Genomic DNA, 13,827 nt, shown 5'->3' with positions numbered 1-13,827 from the left:
TTCAGGCCTTGCCCTTGCCGCGCGAGGTCGGCAGCTTCGCGAGTTCGCGCACGCGCTCGGCATTGGGCGCGAAACCCAGGCCCGGCGTCTCGGGCAGCGTGAGCCAGCCCTGCTCGGGGACGGGCAGGCCATCGAAGATCTGCTGCAGCATCTTCACCGCCACGTAGTGGTACTCGACCAGCCCGCCGTTCGACACGCCCGCATGCAGGTGCATGTTGTGGAAGGGCCAGGCGCCGCCGTTGTCGATCGGCACGTTGAAGGCCTGCGCCATGCCCGCGATCTTCAGGCACTGCGAGTAGCCGCCCGAGATCGTCACGTTGGGCTGCAGCACGTCGGTCGCCTGGTTCACCAGCAGGTCGCGGAAGCGGAAGGCCAGGCCCTCGTTCTGCCCGCAGGCCAGCGGGATGCTCGTGCGCGCGCGCAGCTGGGCCATCTGGCGCACGTCGTTCTGCGTCAGCGGCTCCTCGAAGAAGCTGATGCCGTAGGGTTCGATGCGGCGCGCGAGCTCGCTCGCATGGAACAGGTCGAGGCCGCAGTTGGCGTCGACATAGAGCTTCACCTCGGGGCCGACCGCCTCGCGCACCGCGGCGACGCGGCGCACGTCCTCGGCGATCACCTCGTCGATCGGCCGCGGCTCGTCACGGCGCGCGAGCGCATGGCCGCCGACGGTCATCTTCAGCCTGCGAAAGCCCTGTTCCACCCAGAGCTTGGCGGCGGCCGCGAGCTGGTCGCGCTCGAAGAAGCCGAAGCCGAAGGTCGCATACACCGGCACCCTGGCGCGCGCACCGCCGAGCAGGCGCCACAGCGGCTGGCCCAGCGCCCTCGCCTTCAGGTCCCACAGCGCGATGTCGAGCGCGGCGATGGCATGGCTCGCGTAGCCGGTCTGGCCGCGCGGCGACAGCAGCCAGTAGAGCTTGTCCCACAGGCGCTCGGTGGCCATCGGGTCCTCGCCGATCAGCGCCGGGCCGGCCACCTCGCGCACCGCGGCGGCGATGATCTCCTCCTCGGTGATGGCGGTCATGCCGTGGCCGACGAGGCCGGTGTCGGTCTCGATCTCGGTCAGGCACAGCGAGAGCGAGGTCTTCTTGTCGAGCCCCAGCACGTCGATGGCGACGGGAATGTTCAGCGGCGTGGCGCTGACGCGAACGATCTTCAAAATTGTCTCCTTCGTTGTGCGCGCATCTTTGCGCGCGCCCCGGTGGAGAACAATTCGTTTTTGGCGGGAGCGAGGCTTCGCGCGGCGCGAAGCCTCGTGCTTCAGTCGGGCTGGCTCAGGTGTTCCAGCACCGAGCGCGCGGCCACCGTCAGGTCCTGCTGCCGGCGCACGCACAGCAGGTGGCGGCGCACGGCCCAGGGCGCGTCGAGCTTGAGGCAGCGCAGCCTGAGGATCTGCAGCTGCGGCAGGATGGCCGCATAGGGCAGCACGCCGATGCCCGCGCCCTGCTCCACCATGCGGCACACCATGTCGAAGCTGCCGACCTGCATGCGCACCTTGAGCGGCACCTGCGCCTCGAGCGCGGCGCTCAGCAGCACGCGGTGCAGCGCCGTGCCTTCGCGCACCACGATGTGCTCGTGGCGCAGCACCTCGTGCACGCCGATGCGCTTGCGCCGGCCCAGCGGATGGTCGCGCGCCACCACCACGGCCAGCTCGTCGCTGCGGTAGGGCAGGCATTCGAGCGGATCGGCTGGCGTGTTGCCCTCGATCACGCCGATGTCGGCCAGGCCGGCCTGCACCGCCTTCACCACTTCCGTGCTCGCGCGCTCCTGCAGGTCGATCTTGAGCACCGGATGCAGCCGCAGGAAGGAGCCGATCTGCGCCGGCAGGAACTGCGCGATGGTCGAGGCATTGGCCGTGATGCTCACCACGCCCGCCACGCCGTTCTGGAAGTCGTCGAGCTCGGCGCCGAGCCGGTCCATGGCCGAGAGCACGGCGCGCGCATGCAGCAGCAGCCCATGGCCGGCCGACGTGAGCGTGACGCCGCGCGCATGGCGCACGAACAGCGGCAGCCGCGCGCGTGCCTCGAGGTCGGAGATGCGCTTGCTCGCGGCCGCGAGTGCAATGTGGCAGCGCTTGGCGCCCTCGCTGATGCTGCCGTGGTCGGCCACCGCCACGAACAGGCGCAGCGAACGGGTGTCGGGGGTCATGCGGGCAGGATGCCACACGGGCCGGGCGCCCCTCGCGAGCGGCCGCGGAAAAAGAAAAAGGCCGCTGGGGACAGCGGCCTTTTCTTTCGTCTTCGCTTGCGTTCTGCGGCGGGTCTTGCGGACCCTCGAAGAAGCAAAAAATTTGGAGCGGGAAAAGAGTCTCGAACTCTCGACCTCAACCTTGGCAAGGTTGCGCTCTACCAACTGAGCTATTCCCGCGAAGCCTCAGATTATATGCCCCAAAAACGCCATTTTCGAATCCGGGCCAAAAAAATCTTCAAAAAACTTCGGCGACACCGGTTCGACTACTGGCGCGCCGTACGCACGTTGGCCGGCAGCGCCTGCGGCCAGCTGGTGCGAAACGGATTGATGTCGAGCCCGCCGCGCCGGGTGTAGCGCGCGTACACCGTGAGCTTGGTCGGGTGGCAGTGCTTCCAGATGTCGGTGAACATGCGCTCCACGCAGGGCTCGTGGAATTCGTTGTGGTTGCGAAAGCTCACGATGTAGGCGAGCAGCCCGGCCTGGTCGATCGGCGGGCCGCTGTAGCGGACCTGCACGCTGCCCCAGTCGGGCTGGCCCGTGACCAGGCAGTTGCTCTTGAGCAGCCGGCTGGTCAGCGTCTCGGTCACCGGCACCTGCGTGGCGTCGCTCGAGAGCAGTTCGGGCGCGGGCTGGTAGTGCGTGCATTCGATGTCGAGCCGGTCCAGGTCCAGGCCGTCGAGCTCGTGCACCGGCTCACGGTCGAACAGCTCGGGCGCGACCAGCTTCACGCCGATGCCCGCCGCGCGGTCGCTGCCGCGCCACAGCGCCTCGGCCAGGTCGGTGCGCAGGCGTTCGCGCACGGCCTCGGCGTCGGCGAAGGCGGTGTTGTTGAAGCTGTTGAGGTAGAGCTTGAAGCTCTTGCTCTCGATGATGTTGGGCGTCTCGCAGGGCACGGTGAAGTGCGCGATCGCGAGCTGCGGCTTGCCGCGCGGGTTGAGCCAGCTCAGTTCGAAGGCGGTCCAGAGGTCGGCGCCGAAGAAGGGCAAGGCGCCGGCCGCGATGCCCATGGCCTCGCGCTGGGTGGCGCGTGCGATCGGGAACAGCAGCGTGGGGTCGTAGCGGTCGGCGTAGGCCGAGGCGCGGCCGAGCTGGGACTGCTCGGGCGTGTTGGGGTTGGGGGTGTGGGAGGCGTCGTGGCTCATGGATGACGGGATGGCGTCGCGTTCAGGAACGGGACGATGTGTCTGGCAAGGATGGCGCAGACCTCGGGCGGGAGGTCGTGGCCCATGCCGGGAATGGGCACGAACTGCGCGCCGGGGATGCGGCGCGCCGTGTCCTGGCCGCAGGCGATCGGCACCAGTGCGTCGGGCTCGCCGTGCAGCACCAGGGTCGGGCACTGGATGCGGCCCAGCAGCTCGGGGCGTTCGGTGTCGGCGCCGATGGCGAGCATCTGGCGGAACATGCCGGCCGGATGGTAGGCGCGGCGCATGGAAAAGCGCAGGCGCTCGGCCAGCGCCTCGTCGGTCTGCGGATAGGCCGGACTCTGGATCAGGCGCAGCAGGCGGATGCTGTGCGCGATCAGCTCGTCCTCGCCGCGGCCCAGCGGGCGCCGCAGCAGCATCGCGGCCACCTCGCGGCGCGGACCGGGCAGGCCGCGCGCGCCGCTCGAGCTCATGATGCTCACGAGGCTCTGCACGCGAGAGGGCGCGGTGGCCGCCATGCGCTGCGCGATCATGCCGCCCATCGAGGCGCCGACCACATGCGCCTGCGCGATGCCCAGCGCGTCGAGCACGCCGAGCGAATCGGCCGCCATGTCCTGCAGCGTGTAGGCCGAGCGCACCGGCAGGCCCAGGCGCAGCCGGATGCTTTCCCAGACGATGTTGCCCACGCCCTTGTGGTCGAAGCCTTCGCTCAGGCCGATGTCGCGGTTGTCGTGGCGCAGCACGCGAAAGCCGGCGTCGACCAGCAGCTGCACGAAATCGCGCGGCCAGGCCACGAGCTGCATGCCCAGGCCCATGATCAGCAGGATCACCGGGCGGCCCTCGCCACCGGTGTCGTCGACTTCGATCTGCAATCCGTTGGCCTGGACCTTCATCGTGGCTTTCGTAGCTTTCCAGCGTTGCGGGCTAGCGGAACTCGCGCTCGCGCAGCCACTTGGTGGCGACCCACTTCTCGCCCGCGACCACGGGCGCGCCGCCGTGCAGCGTGCGGGTGGCGGGATCGGGATGGTCGTAGCTGAAGAACACGCCGGTGCCGCGCACCGGCGCGACCTCGAGGCCGACGTCGGGGAAGGTGGTGGCGCCGCCCTTCTCGGGCTCCTGCAGGTACATCACCAGCGTGGCGACGCGCTGGCCGCCGCGCTTGAGGATGGTGGGCGTGCCAGGCTCGCCGGGGTCGAAGTAGTCGTAGTGCGGCCGGTACTGCGCGCCGGGCGCGTAGCGCAGGATCTGCAGCCCCTCGCCGAACTCGAGCGGCCAGCGCAGCAGCAGCGCCAGGCGCTGCTCGAGTTGCCGCACGGTCTCGTTCTCGCCGCGCTCGAAGAACATGCCTTCGCTGGTGCGGTCGACGTTGAGCACCTCGCCGCCGGTCTTGGTCTCGACCGTGAGCGAGCGCGCGAGCCGCACGCGCGCGGCCGCGATCAGCGCCTCGCACTCCTCGGCCGACAGCAGGTTGCCGAACACGATCACGCGCGGATGCTTCATCGTCTGCAGCACCTGCACGCGGCGGTCGCCCACGTCGATGTACAGCGGCGAACCCTCGAGGTCGGGGCCCGGCATCGAGGTGCGCGGCGGCAGCGCCGACGCCGCCTTGGACTCGGGAAAGCCGGCCTCGAGCTGGGCCAGCGCGATGTCGGTGGCGGCATCGTGCCAGCCGGCCGCGCGCATCGAGGCGCGCAGCGCGGGCACCGAATGGCCGGCCGCGAGCTGGCTCACCAGCCAGTCGCGCAGTTCGGGACTCACGGCCTGCGTCATGCGCGCGCTCCGGTTGCCTCGCCTGCTTCCCTCACATCATTCATACGAGTTTTCTCCTGAAGACCAGCCGTTCGGCCGTGGACACCTGGGCGTCGAAACCATAACCCTCGAGATCGAATTTTTCCAGCGCCTTGGGCGTGGCCACGCGGTGCAGCACGGCCCAGCGCGCCAGCAGGCCGCGCGCGCGCTTGGCGAAGAAGCTGATGACCTTGTAGCGGTCGCCCTTCCACTCCTCGAACACGCATTCGACCACACGCGCCTTGAGTGCCTTGGTGTCGACGGCGCGGAAGTACTCCTGCGAGGCGGCGTTGATCACCACCGGCGTGAGGTCGGCCGCCAGCCGCTCGTTGAGGTGCTCGGCGATGCGCGCGCCCCAGAAGGCATAGAGGTCCTTGCCGTGCCGGTTGGCCAGCGCGGTGCCCATCTCGAGCCGGTAGGGCTGCAGCCGGTCGAGCGGGCGCAGCACGCCGTACAGGCCGCTGAGGATGCAGACGTGGTCCTGCGCCCAGTCCAGTTGCGCGGGCGTGAGCGAGCGTGCGTCGAGGCCGCCGTAGACGTCGCCGTCGAAGGCGAAGGCGGCCTGGCGGGCGTTGAGCTCGGTGCTCTTGGGACGCCAGGCGGCATAGCGCGCCACGTTGAGGGCCGAGAGCTTGTCCGACAGGCGCATCAGCTCGGAGATCTGCTGCGGCGACTTCTCGCGCAGCAGCTTGATCAGTTCGACCGAGGGGCCCTTCGGGCTCTCGAAATGGGGTTGGGTGGCGGGGACTTCGGCGGGGACCGGGGTGTCGTAGTCGAGCGACTTGGCGGGAGAGAGCAGGAACAGCATCGCGGAATTATCTGTTGGCACGACCGCCCCTCGCCGCGCCGGTAAAATCGTCGGCCTTCCCTGCCCCGCGCGGCCCGCGGCCCGTACGACCTGCGTACCGGCGCCATGGCCGCATTGCCCCAAGCCCCCATGAGCGAACCCACCACACCCACCGCCCAACCCGGCCTCGAGAGCCTTTCCAAATCGTTCGAACCCGCGGCCCTCGAGGCGCACTGGGGTCCCGAATGGGAAAAGCGCGGCTACGCGCACGCGGGCTGGCGCGGCACCGGGAAGCCGAAGGCCGACGCCGGCGCGTTCTCGATCCAGCTGCCGCCGCCCAACGTGACGGGCACGCTGCACATGGGCCATGCGTTCAACCAGACGATCATGGACAGCCTCACGCGCTACCACCGCATGAAGGGCGACAACACGCTGTGGCTGCCGGGCACCGACCACGCGGGCATCGCGACCCAGATCGTGGTCGAGCGCCAGTTGCAGTCGCAGAACATCAGCCGCCACGAGATGGGCCCGACGCCGCAGGAGGCGCGCAAGAACTTCATCGCCAAGGTCTGGGAGTGGAAGGAACGCAGCGGCAACACCATCACCCAGCAGATGCGCCGCATGGGCGACACCGTCGACTGGAGCCGCGAATACTTCACCATGGACGAGAAGCTCTCGCCCGTGGTGATGGACACCTTCGTCAAGCTCTATGAAGAGGGCCTGATCTACCGCGGCAAGCGCCTGGTGAACTGGGACCCGACGCTCAAGACCGCCGTGAGCGACCTCGAGGTCGAGAGCGAGGAAGAGGACGGCTGGCTCTGGCACATCGCCTACCCGCTGGCAGACGGCTCGGGCACGCTCACGGTGGCCACCACCCGGCCCGAGACCATGCTCGGCGACACGGCCGTGATGGTCCATCCGGAAGACGAACGCTACAAGGCGCTGATCGGCAAGCAGGTGCGCCTGCCGCTGGTCGACCGGCTGATCCCGGTGATCGCCGACGACTACGTCGACAAGGCCTTCGGCACCGGCGTGGTGAAGGTCACGCCCGCGCACGACTACAACGACTATGCAGTGGGCCAGCGCCACCAGCTCGAGACCATCGGCATCCTCACGCTCGACGCGACCGTCAACGACAACGCGCCCGAGAAGTACCGCGGCCTCGACCGCTTCGTGGCGCGCAAGGCCGTGGTGGCCGACCTCGACGCGCTGGGCCTCTTGGTCGAGACCAAGAAGCACAAGCTGATGGTGCCGCGCTGCGCGCGCACCGGCGCCATCGTCGAGCCGATGCTGACCGACCAGTGGTATGTGGCCATGACCAAGCCCGGCGCCGACGGCCAGTCGATCGCGCAGAAGGCGATCGACGTGGTGCGCTCGGGCGAGGTGCGCTTCGTGCCCGAGAACTGGATCAACACCTACAACCACTGGATGGAGAACATCCAGGACTGGACCATCTCGCGCCAGCTCTGGTGGGGCCACCAGATCCCGGCCTGGTACGACGACGAAGGCAATGTCTACGTCGCGCGCAGCGAGGAGGAAGCCCAGGCGCAGGCGCCCGGCAAGACGCTGCGCCGCGAGGAGGACGTGCTCGACACCTGGTTCTCCGCGGCCCTGTTCCCCTTCTCGACGCTGGGCTGGCCCAACCAGGGCACCGAGCCCACGAGCGACTACAACCTCTACCTGCCCTCGAGCGTGCTGGTCACGGGCTACGACATCATCTTCTTCTGGGTCGCCCGGATGATCATGATGACCAAGCACTTCACGGGCCGCGTGCCCTTCAAGGACGTCTACATCCACGGCCTGGTGCGCGACGCGCAGGGCAAGAAGATGAGCAAGTCCGAGGGCAACGTGCTCGATCCGGTCGACCTGATCGACGGCATCGAGCTGCCCGAGCTGCTCGACAAGCGCACCCAGGGCCTGCGCAAGCCCGAGACCGCGCCCGCGGTGCGCAAGAACACGCAGAAGGAATTCCCCGAGGGCATCCCGGCCTTCGGCGCCGACGCGCTGCGCTTCACCTTCGCCTCGCTGGCCTCGCTGGGCCGCAGCATCAACTTCGACAGCAAGCGCTGCGAGGGCTACCGCAACTTCTGCAACAAGCTGTGGAACGCCACCCGCTTCGTGCTGATGAACTGCGAGGGCCAGGACTGCGGCCTCAAGGAGCACACGAAGGAGGAGTGCAAGGTCGGCGGTCCCGCGCACGGCTACCTGAAGTTCAGCCGCGCCGACTACTGGATCGTCTCGCAGCTGCAGCGCGTCGAGGCCGAGGTCGCCAAGGGCTTCGAGGAGTACCGGCTCGACAACGTCGCCAACGCGATCTACCAGTTCGCCTGGGACGAGTTCTGCGACTGGTACCTCGAGATCGCCAAGGTGCAGATCCAGACCGGCGACGACGCGCAGAAGCGCGCCACCCGCCGCACGCTGATCCGCACGCTCGAAACGCTGCTGCGCCTCGCGCATCCGGTGATCCCGTTCATCACGGAAGAGCTGTGGCAGAAGGTCGCGCCGGTGGCCGGCCGCACGGGCGAATCGGTGATGGTGGCGGCCTATCCGCAGAGCCAGCCCGAGCGCATCGACGAGGCGGCCGAGGCCCACGTGGCGCGGCTCAAGGCGCTGGTGGACGGCTGCCGCACCCTGCGCGGCGAGATGAACGTCTCGCCCGCCCTGCGGCTGCCGCTCTATGCCGTGGCCGACGACGCCGAGGGCGCGGCCTTCCTGCGCGAGGCCGCGCCGGTGCTGCAGGCGCTCGCCAAGCTCAAGGAAGTGAAAGTGTTCGACGACGAGGCCGCCTGGGCCGCGGCCGCCGAGGCCGCGCCGGTGGTCGTGGTCGGCAATGCCCGCCTGTGCCTGCACATGGAGATCGACAAGGCGGCCGAGCGCGTGCGCATCGGCAAGGAGATCGCCCGCATCGAGGGCGAGATCGCCAAGGTCAATGGCAAGCTCGGCAACGAGGCCTTCGTGGCCAAGGCGCCGCCGGCCGTGATCGAGCAGGAGCGCAAGCGCCTGGCCGACTTCACGGCCACGCTGGAACGCCTGCGCGACCAGCTTGTGCGCCTCGGCTGACATACGGGCTTGTCCGCAGGCCGGTAGGATGGGTGGCCGATGCAGAATCGGCCAGGCGGCGGACCGGTTCCGCCGCCGCAGTTCCGGACGGCCCCCGCGGCCCTCACTCCTTCCTTCTTCCTGAACGAACCGACACCGAATTGCCCATGTCCACCTCCCCGACGCGCATCCGCAAGGCCGTATTTCCCGTTGCAGGCTTCGGCACCCGTTTCCTGCCGGCCACCAAGGCCCAGCCCAAGGAAATGCTGCCGGTGGTCGACAAGCCCCTGATCCAGTACGCCGTCGAGGAAGCCTATGCCGCGGGCATCCGCGACATGATCTTCGTGACCGGCCGCAACAAGCGCGCGATCGAGGACCACTACGACACCGCCTACGAGCTCGAGAGCCAGCTCGAGGCCAGCGGCAAGGATGCGCTGCTGAACATCGCGCGCTCGGTGATGCCCGACGATATGACCTGCTCCTACGTGCGCCAGCCGCGCATGCTGGGCCTGGGCCACGCGGTGCTGTGTGCCGAGCACCTGGTGGGCAACGAGCCCTTCGCCGTGCTGCTGGCCGACGACCTGATGGTCGGTCCCACGGGCGGCGAACCTGTGCTGGCCCAGATGACCGCGGCCTTCGCGCGCCTCGGCGGCTCGCTGCTGGCGGTGCAGGAAGTGCCGCTCGAGCACGTGAAGCGCTACGGCATCGTGGCCGGCGACGCCGTCGAGGACGGCCTGGTGAAGGTCAACCGCATGGTCGAGAAGCCGAAGCCCGAGGACGCCCCCTCGCGCCTGGGCGTGGCCGGCCGCTACATCCTCACGCCCGGCGTGTTCGCCGAGATCCGCGAGCAGCCCAAGGGCGCGGGCGGCGAGATCCAGCTCACCGACGGCATCGCCGCGCTGATGAAGAAGGAATCGGTCTACGCCTATTCCTACAAGGGCGTGCGCTACGACTGCGGCAGCAAGGAAGGCTTCCTGCAGGCCAGCGTCGAACTCGCGCTCGCGCATCCCGAGGTGGGCGCCCAATTCCGCGACTACCTCAAGAGCCTGAAGCTCTGAACGGGGTCACTCCAAAGCAAAAAGGCCGGGAAGCGATTCCCGGCCTTTTTGCTTTTCGATGCCGTGTCGCGGCGGTCTCAGCGCCGCTTCAGCACATGGATGAAGTCGGTGCCCACGGTCTGCTGCTCCATCAGCGCATTGCCGGTCTGGCGCGCGAAGGCCTGGAAGTCGCGCACCGAGCCGGGGTCGGTCGAGACCACGCGCAGCAGCTGGCCGCTGGCCATGTCGTTGAGCGACTTTTTGGCCTTGAGGATGGGCAGCGGGCAGTTGAGCCCGCGGGTGTCGATTTCGCGGTCGACGTCCATGCTCAGGCTCCCTTGCCGACGGGCGGCTCGGGCGGCAGGTTCAGGCCGCGGCGGCGCTCCTCGTTCTCGGCCGCGATGAAGAACACCGGCTCGTGGCCGCGCGTGCGCAGCCAGTCGGCCAGCGCATAGCCGGTGCCGGCGGGCCAGCACTTGAGGTCGGGCAGGTCGTAGAGGCGGTAGTCGACCAGTTCGGGCGAGAGCTTGACCTCGCCGTCGGCCACCACGTGGTAGGCGATGATGACCTGGTTCATGCGCTGGAAGTCGTAGGCGCCGACGATCTTGGTGGCGCTCACGTCGAGGTTGGTCTCTTCCTTGACCTCGCGCGCGATGCCTTCCTCGGGCGTCTCGGCGGCCTCCATGAAGCCGGTGATCAGCGCGAACATCTTGCCGGGCCAGGCCGCATTGCGCGCCAGCAGCACCTGGCCGCGGTACTCGACGATGGCCGCGAGCACCGGCGTCGGGTTGTTCCAGTGCGTATGGCCGCAGTTGGGGCAGCGCAGGCGCTCCTTGGGACCGCCGTCTTCCATCAGCGCGATCCATTCGAGCGGCGTGGCGCAGACCTGGCAGAACTTGGGATGGGGCATGGGGTAGCTCTTGTTCTTTCTTGTCTCGTTCCGGGGAACCGCCGGCGCGCCGCGTGGCGCACCGCGGTGCTGGCATCAGGCGGGGAAGACGCCGGTCGACAGGTAGCGGTCGCCGCGGTCGCAGACCACGAACACGATCGTGGCGTTCTCGACCGTGTTGGCGACCTGCAGCGCCGCCCACAGCGCGCCGGCGGCCGAGATGCCGCCGAAGATGCCCTCTTCGCGCGCGAGGCGCCGGCACATCTCCTCGGCATCGTCCTGGCTCACGTTGATCTCCTGGTCGACGCGGCTCGGGTCGAAGATCTTCGGCAGGTATTCGGCCGGCCACTTGCGGATGCCGGGGATGCGCGAGCCTTCGGCCGGCTGCGCGCCCACGATGCGGATCGCGGGGTTCTTCTCCTTGAGGAAGCGCGACACGCCGGTGATGGTGCCGGTGGTGCCCATGGCACTCACGAAGTGCGTGACCTTGCCCTGCGTGTCGGCCCAGATCTCGGGGCCCGTGGTCTCGTAGTGGATGCGCGGGTTGTCGGGGTTGGCGAACTGGTCGAGCACGCGGCCCTTGCCCTGCGCCACCATCTGCTCGGCGAGGTCGCGCGCGTATTCCATGCCGCCGCTCTTGGGCGTGAGCACGAGCTCGGCGCCGAAGGCCTTCATGGTCTGGGCGCGTTCGATCGAGAGGTCCTCCGGCATGATCAGGACCATGTGGTAGCCCTTGATGGCCGCAGCCATCGCGAGCGCGATGCCGGTGTTGCCCGAGGTGGCCTCGATCAGCGTGTCGCCGGGCTTGATCTCGCCGCGCTCCTCGGCGCGCTTGATCATCGAGAGCGCCGGGCGGTCCTTGACCGAGCCGGCGGGGTTGTTGCCCTCGAGCTTGCCGAGGATCACGTTGTTGCGCCGGGCGTTCTCCTCGGCGTTGATGCGCTGCAGCGCGACCAGCGGCGTGCGGCCGATGGCGTCTTCGATGGTGGGGTACTTGTGGGTCATGACTGCGTCCGGTCTGCCGCGCGGGAGGCGCTGGATTCCGCCCCGGAGGGTAGCGGATATGCGAAAGAAGGAGCTTTTGGACGGTTCATCATTCCACTGTGCCATAATTTTGGGCTTCCTTCCTGCCGTGCCCGGGTGGTGAAATTGGTAGACGCAGGGGACTCAAAATCCCCCGCCGCAAGGCGTGCCGGTTCGATTCCGGCCCCGGGCACCACACACGGCAGCGACCTTTGCCGGCTTGCGCATCCGCAGCCGAACCACCGCGCACTCGCGGTGCGTTTCTATAATCCGGCCCCAATCCGTCCGCCTCGCGCTTCAGATCTAGCCGCCGCCACATCTCGATTCGAGAAGGATTCCTGCAATTTCCCTGGCTGGAATCGATGTGCCCGCGCGCTATTACAGAGAACTGCTGAACTTCTGCCTCCGCACGGTCAACGACCGCGAGGTGGCCGCCGATGCACTGCAGGAAAGCTATGCCCGCGTGTTGGCGCTCCAGCATCCCGTCGAACAGCCCCGCGCCTTCCTGCGCAAGGTGGCGCAGAACGTCCTGCGCGACCACTGGCGCGCGGAGAAGGTGCGCAACGCGGTGTTCTCCGAACGTGCCGACCCCGCTCCGCTTCGCCCGGACGACGACGCCGGGCCCGCGGACGAGCCGGCCGCGCCCTCCTCCTGGCAGCCCGAGGAACGCGCCGAGGCGCGCCAGCGCCTGGCGCTGCTGCAGCGGGCCATCGACGGCCTGCCAGAGAAGCAGCGCGAGGCCTTCCTGCTCTACCGCTTCGAAGAGCTGCCGCATGAAGAGATCGCGCGCCGCATGAACATCTCCGTGCGCATGGTCGAACGCCATCTCCAGCTCGCGCTGCTGCATTGCAAGCGGCAGGTGCAGGGCGAGCCCACGCCGCCGCGCGACGCATGAACAGCCCGCCCCGCCCCCAAGCGCCGGATGACGATGCGCCGCCCACCGCCGTGGAAGCCCAGGCGCTCGACTGGTTCTTCCGCCAGCAGCACCACGCGCTGCCGGCGCGCGAGCAGGCGGCGTTCGAGGCCTGGCTCGCGGCCTCGCCCGACCATGCGCGCGAGTACGCGCAGCTGCAGGCTGTGTGGCGCGACATGGCGCAGTTGCCGGCCGCCGCGCGCCAGCCGGTACCGAGCTCCGCCCTCGTCCGCACGCCGGTCCGCGCGAGCTCCACGACGACACGCCCGGTCTGGCACTGGGGTGCCGCCGCGTTCGCCGCCTGCGCCGTCCTCGCACTGGCCGGCTGGGCCGGCTACCAGCACATTCCCGTCGAGTCGCAGGCCCTCGCCAACGGCCCGCGCGAGGTAAGGCAGCTCGTGCTGGCCGACGGCACCCGCATCCGCGCCAATGTCGGCACCCGACTGGCCGTGCGCTACACCCTGGCCCGGCGCGAAGTGCGGCTGGAGCGCGGCGAGGCCTTCTTCGAGATCGGCGAGGACCGCCGCCCCTTCGCCGTGGTCTCGGGCACGGCGCGCATCCGCGACATCGGCACCGAATTCAACGTGCTGGCGCTGCCCACGCTGCTGCAGGTGGGCGTGAAGCACGGGCGCGTGGCCCTGACGCCCGACACCGCGCGGCCTGGCGTCGAACGGGAACTGGGTGCCGGCGACACGGCGAGCATCGACCTCGCGGCCGGCGCGGCGGCCGAGCCGGTGGTCGTCCAGGGAGCCGCCGACGCGGTCGGCAGCTGGCGCGACGGCATCCTGATCGTCGAGGCCGAGCCGCTGGCGCGCGTGCTCGAGAAGCTGGCGCGCTACCGCACGGGTGCCGTGACGCTCGACGGCGCGGTTGGCACCCTGCAGGTGTCCGGGACCATCGACCTGCGCCGCCCCGACGCCTTCCTGCGCGCGCTGCCCGACCTGCTCCCCGGCGTGCAGCTGCACTGGCAGCCGGACGGCGCAGTGTCGATCGGCGCCGCACGCCGCTCCTGAGCACCTGAA

General features: G+C 69.1%; 13 protein-coding genes and 2 tRNA genes. 5 read left to right on the top strand and 10 right to left on the bottom strand.

Annotated features, from left to right (window positions below; all coding sequences use genetic code 11):
* Position 1: 1 nt before the first annotated feature.
* The 7 genes from AC07RM_RS37995 to yaaA form a co-directional block, all read right to left on the bottom strand.
* Entirely contained in the window at positions 2 to 1,156 is a 1,155-nt protein-coding gene (locus AC07RM_RS37995) for a mandelate racemase/muconate lactonizing enzyme family protein (RefSeq protein ID WP_495337759.1), read from the bottom strand.
* Positions 1,157 to 1,257: 101 nt separating this feature from the next.
* On the bottom strand, positions 1,258 to 2,145 hold the full coding sequence (locus AC07RM_RS37990) for a LysR family transcriptional regulator (RefSeq protein WP_495337758.1): 888 nt from the start codon (positions 2,143 to 2,145) through the stop codon (positions 1,258 to 1,260).
* A gap of 143 nt (positions 2,146 to 2,288) precedes the next feature.
* A tRNA-Gly gene (locus AC07RM_RS37985) sits at positions 2,289 to 2,364 on the bottom strand.
* 86 nt (positions 2,365 to 2,450) lie between these two features.
* Positions 2,451 to 3,329, bottom strand: coding sequence for an NADPH-dependent 7-cyano-7-deazaguanine reductase QueF (gene queF, locus AC07RM_RS37980; protein ID WP_490876851.1), 879 nt, complete (start codon positions 3,327 to 3,329; stop codon positions 2,451 to 2,453).
* Positions 3,326 to 4,222, bottom strand: a complete 897-nt coding sequence (locus tag AC07RM_RS37975; RefSeq protein WP_495337757.1) for an alpha/beta fold hydrolase — start codon at positions 4,220 to 4,222, stop codon at positions 3,326 to 3,328. The genes queF and AC07RM_RS37975 overlap by 4 nt, the downstream gene beginning before the upstream one ends.
* Before the next feature lie 31 nt (positions 4,223 to 4,253).
* A complete protein-coding gene (locus tag AC07RM_RS37970) occupies positions 4,254 to 5,099 on the bottom strand; it encodes a 2OG-Fe(II) oxygenase (protein ID WP_093355676.1) in 846 nt (281 codons plus the stop codon).
* A 40-nt stretch (positions 5,100 to 5,139) separates the two neighbouring features.
* Positions 5,140 to 5,925 carry a peroxide stress protein YaaA gene (yaaA, locus tag AC07RM_RS37965; RefSeq protein WP_495337756.1) on the bottom strand — a complete coding sequence of 262 codons (786 nt, stop codon included), beginning with the start codon at positions 5,923 to 5,925 and terminating at the stop codon, positions 5,140 to 5,142.
* A gap of 129 nt (positions 5,926 to 6,054) precedes the next feature.
* Between yaaA and AC07RM_RS37960 the strand changes: the two genes are divergently transcribed.
* Positions 6,055 to 8,964 carry a valine--tRNA ligase gene (locus tag AC07RM_RS37960; protein WP_495337755.1) on the top strand — a complete coding sequence of 970 codons (2,910 nt, stop codon included), beginning with the start codon at positions 6,055 to 6,057 and terminating at the stop codon, positions 8,962 to 8,964.
* 146 nt (positions 8,965 to 9,110) lie between these two features.
* Complete coding sequence (galU, locus tag AC07RM_RS37955) at positions 9,111 to 10,001, top strand: UTP--glucose-1-phosphate uridylyltransferase GalU (protein WP_093355683.1); 891 nt, start codon at positions 9,111 to 9,113, stop codon at positions 9,999 to 10,001.
* Positions 10,002 to 10,078: 77 nt separating this feature from the next.
* Here the strand turns inward: galU and AC07RM_RS37950 are convergent, their stop codons facing one another.
* The 3 genes from AC07RM_RS37950 to cysM form a co-directional block, all read right to left on the bottom strand.
* Positions 10,079 to 10,306, bottom strand: a complete 228-nt coding sequence (locus tag AC07RM_RS37950; RefSeq protein WP_057592910.1) for a sulfurtransferase TusA family protein — start codon at positions 10,304 to 10,306, stop codon at positions 10,079 to 10,081.
* A gap of 2 nt (positions 10,307 to 10,308) precedes the next feature.
* Positions 10,309 to 10,890 carry an NUDIX domain-containing protein gene (locus AC07RM_RS37945; RefSeq protein ID WP_495337754.1) on the bottom strand — a complete coding sequence of 194 codons (582 nt, stop codon included), beginning with the start codon at positions 10,888 to 10,890 and terminating at the stop codon, positions 10,309 to 10,311.
* 75 nt (positions 10,891 to 10,965) lie between these two features.
* Positions 10,966 to 11,874, bottom strand: a complete 909-nt coding sequence (gene cysM, locus AC07RM_RS37940; RefSeq protein WP_093355690.1) for a cysteine synthase CysM — start codon at positions 11,872 to 11,874, stop codon at positions 10,966 to 10,968.
* Positions 11,875 to 12,003: 129 nt separating this feature from the next.
* Here cysM and AC07RM_RS37935 point away from each other — a divergent pair.
* The 3 genes from AC07RM_RS37935 (at position 12,004) to AC07RM_RS37925 (ending at position 13,818) form a co-directional block, all read left to right on the top strand.
* Positions 12,004 to 12,088: transfer RNA gene (locus tag AC07RM_RS37935), tRNA-Leu, on the top strand.
* Positions 12,089 to 12,256: 168 nt separating this feature from the next.
* A complete protein-coding gene (locus AC07RM_RS37930; RefSeq protein ID WP_495337753.1) occupies positions 12,257 to 12,787 on the top strand; it encodes an RNA polymerase sigma factor in 531 nt (176 codons plus the stop codon).
* Positions 12,784 to 13,818, top strand: coding sequence for a FecR family protein (locus AC07RM_RS37925; RefSeq protein WP_495337752.1), 1,035 nt, complete (start codon positions 12,784 to 12,786; stop codon positions 13,816 to 13,818). Before AC07RM_RS37930 ends, AC07RM_RS37925 begins: the two co-directional genes overlap by 4 nt.
* Positions 13,819 to 13,827: the final 9 nt, after the last annotated feature.

It is taken from the genome of Variovorax sp. GW821-FHT09B05 (genome assembly GCF_059418265.1).
This window is presented reverse-complemented; position numbering and strand designations above follow the sequence as displayed.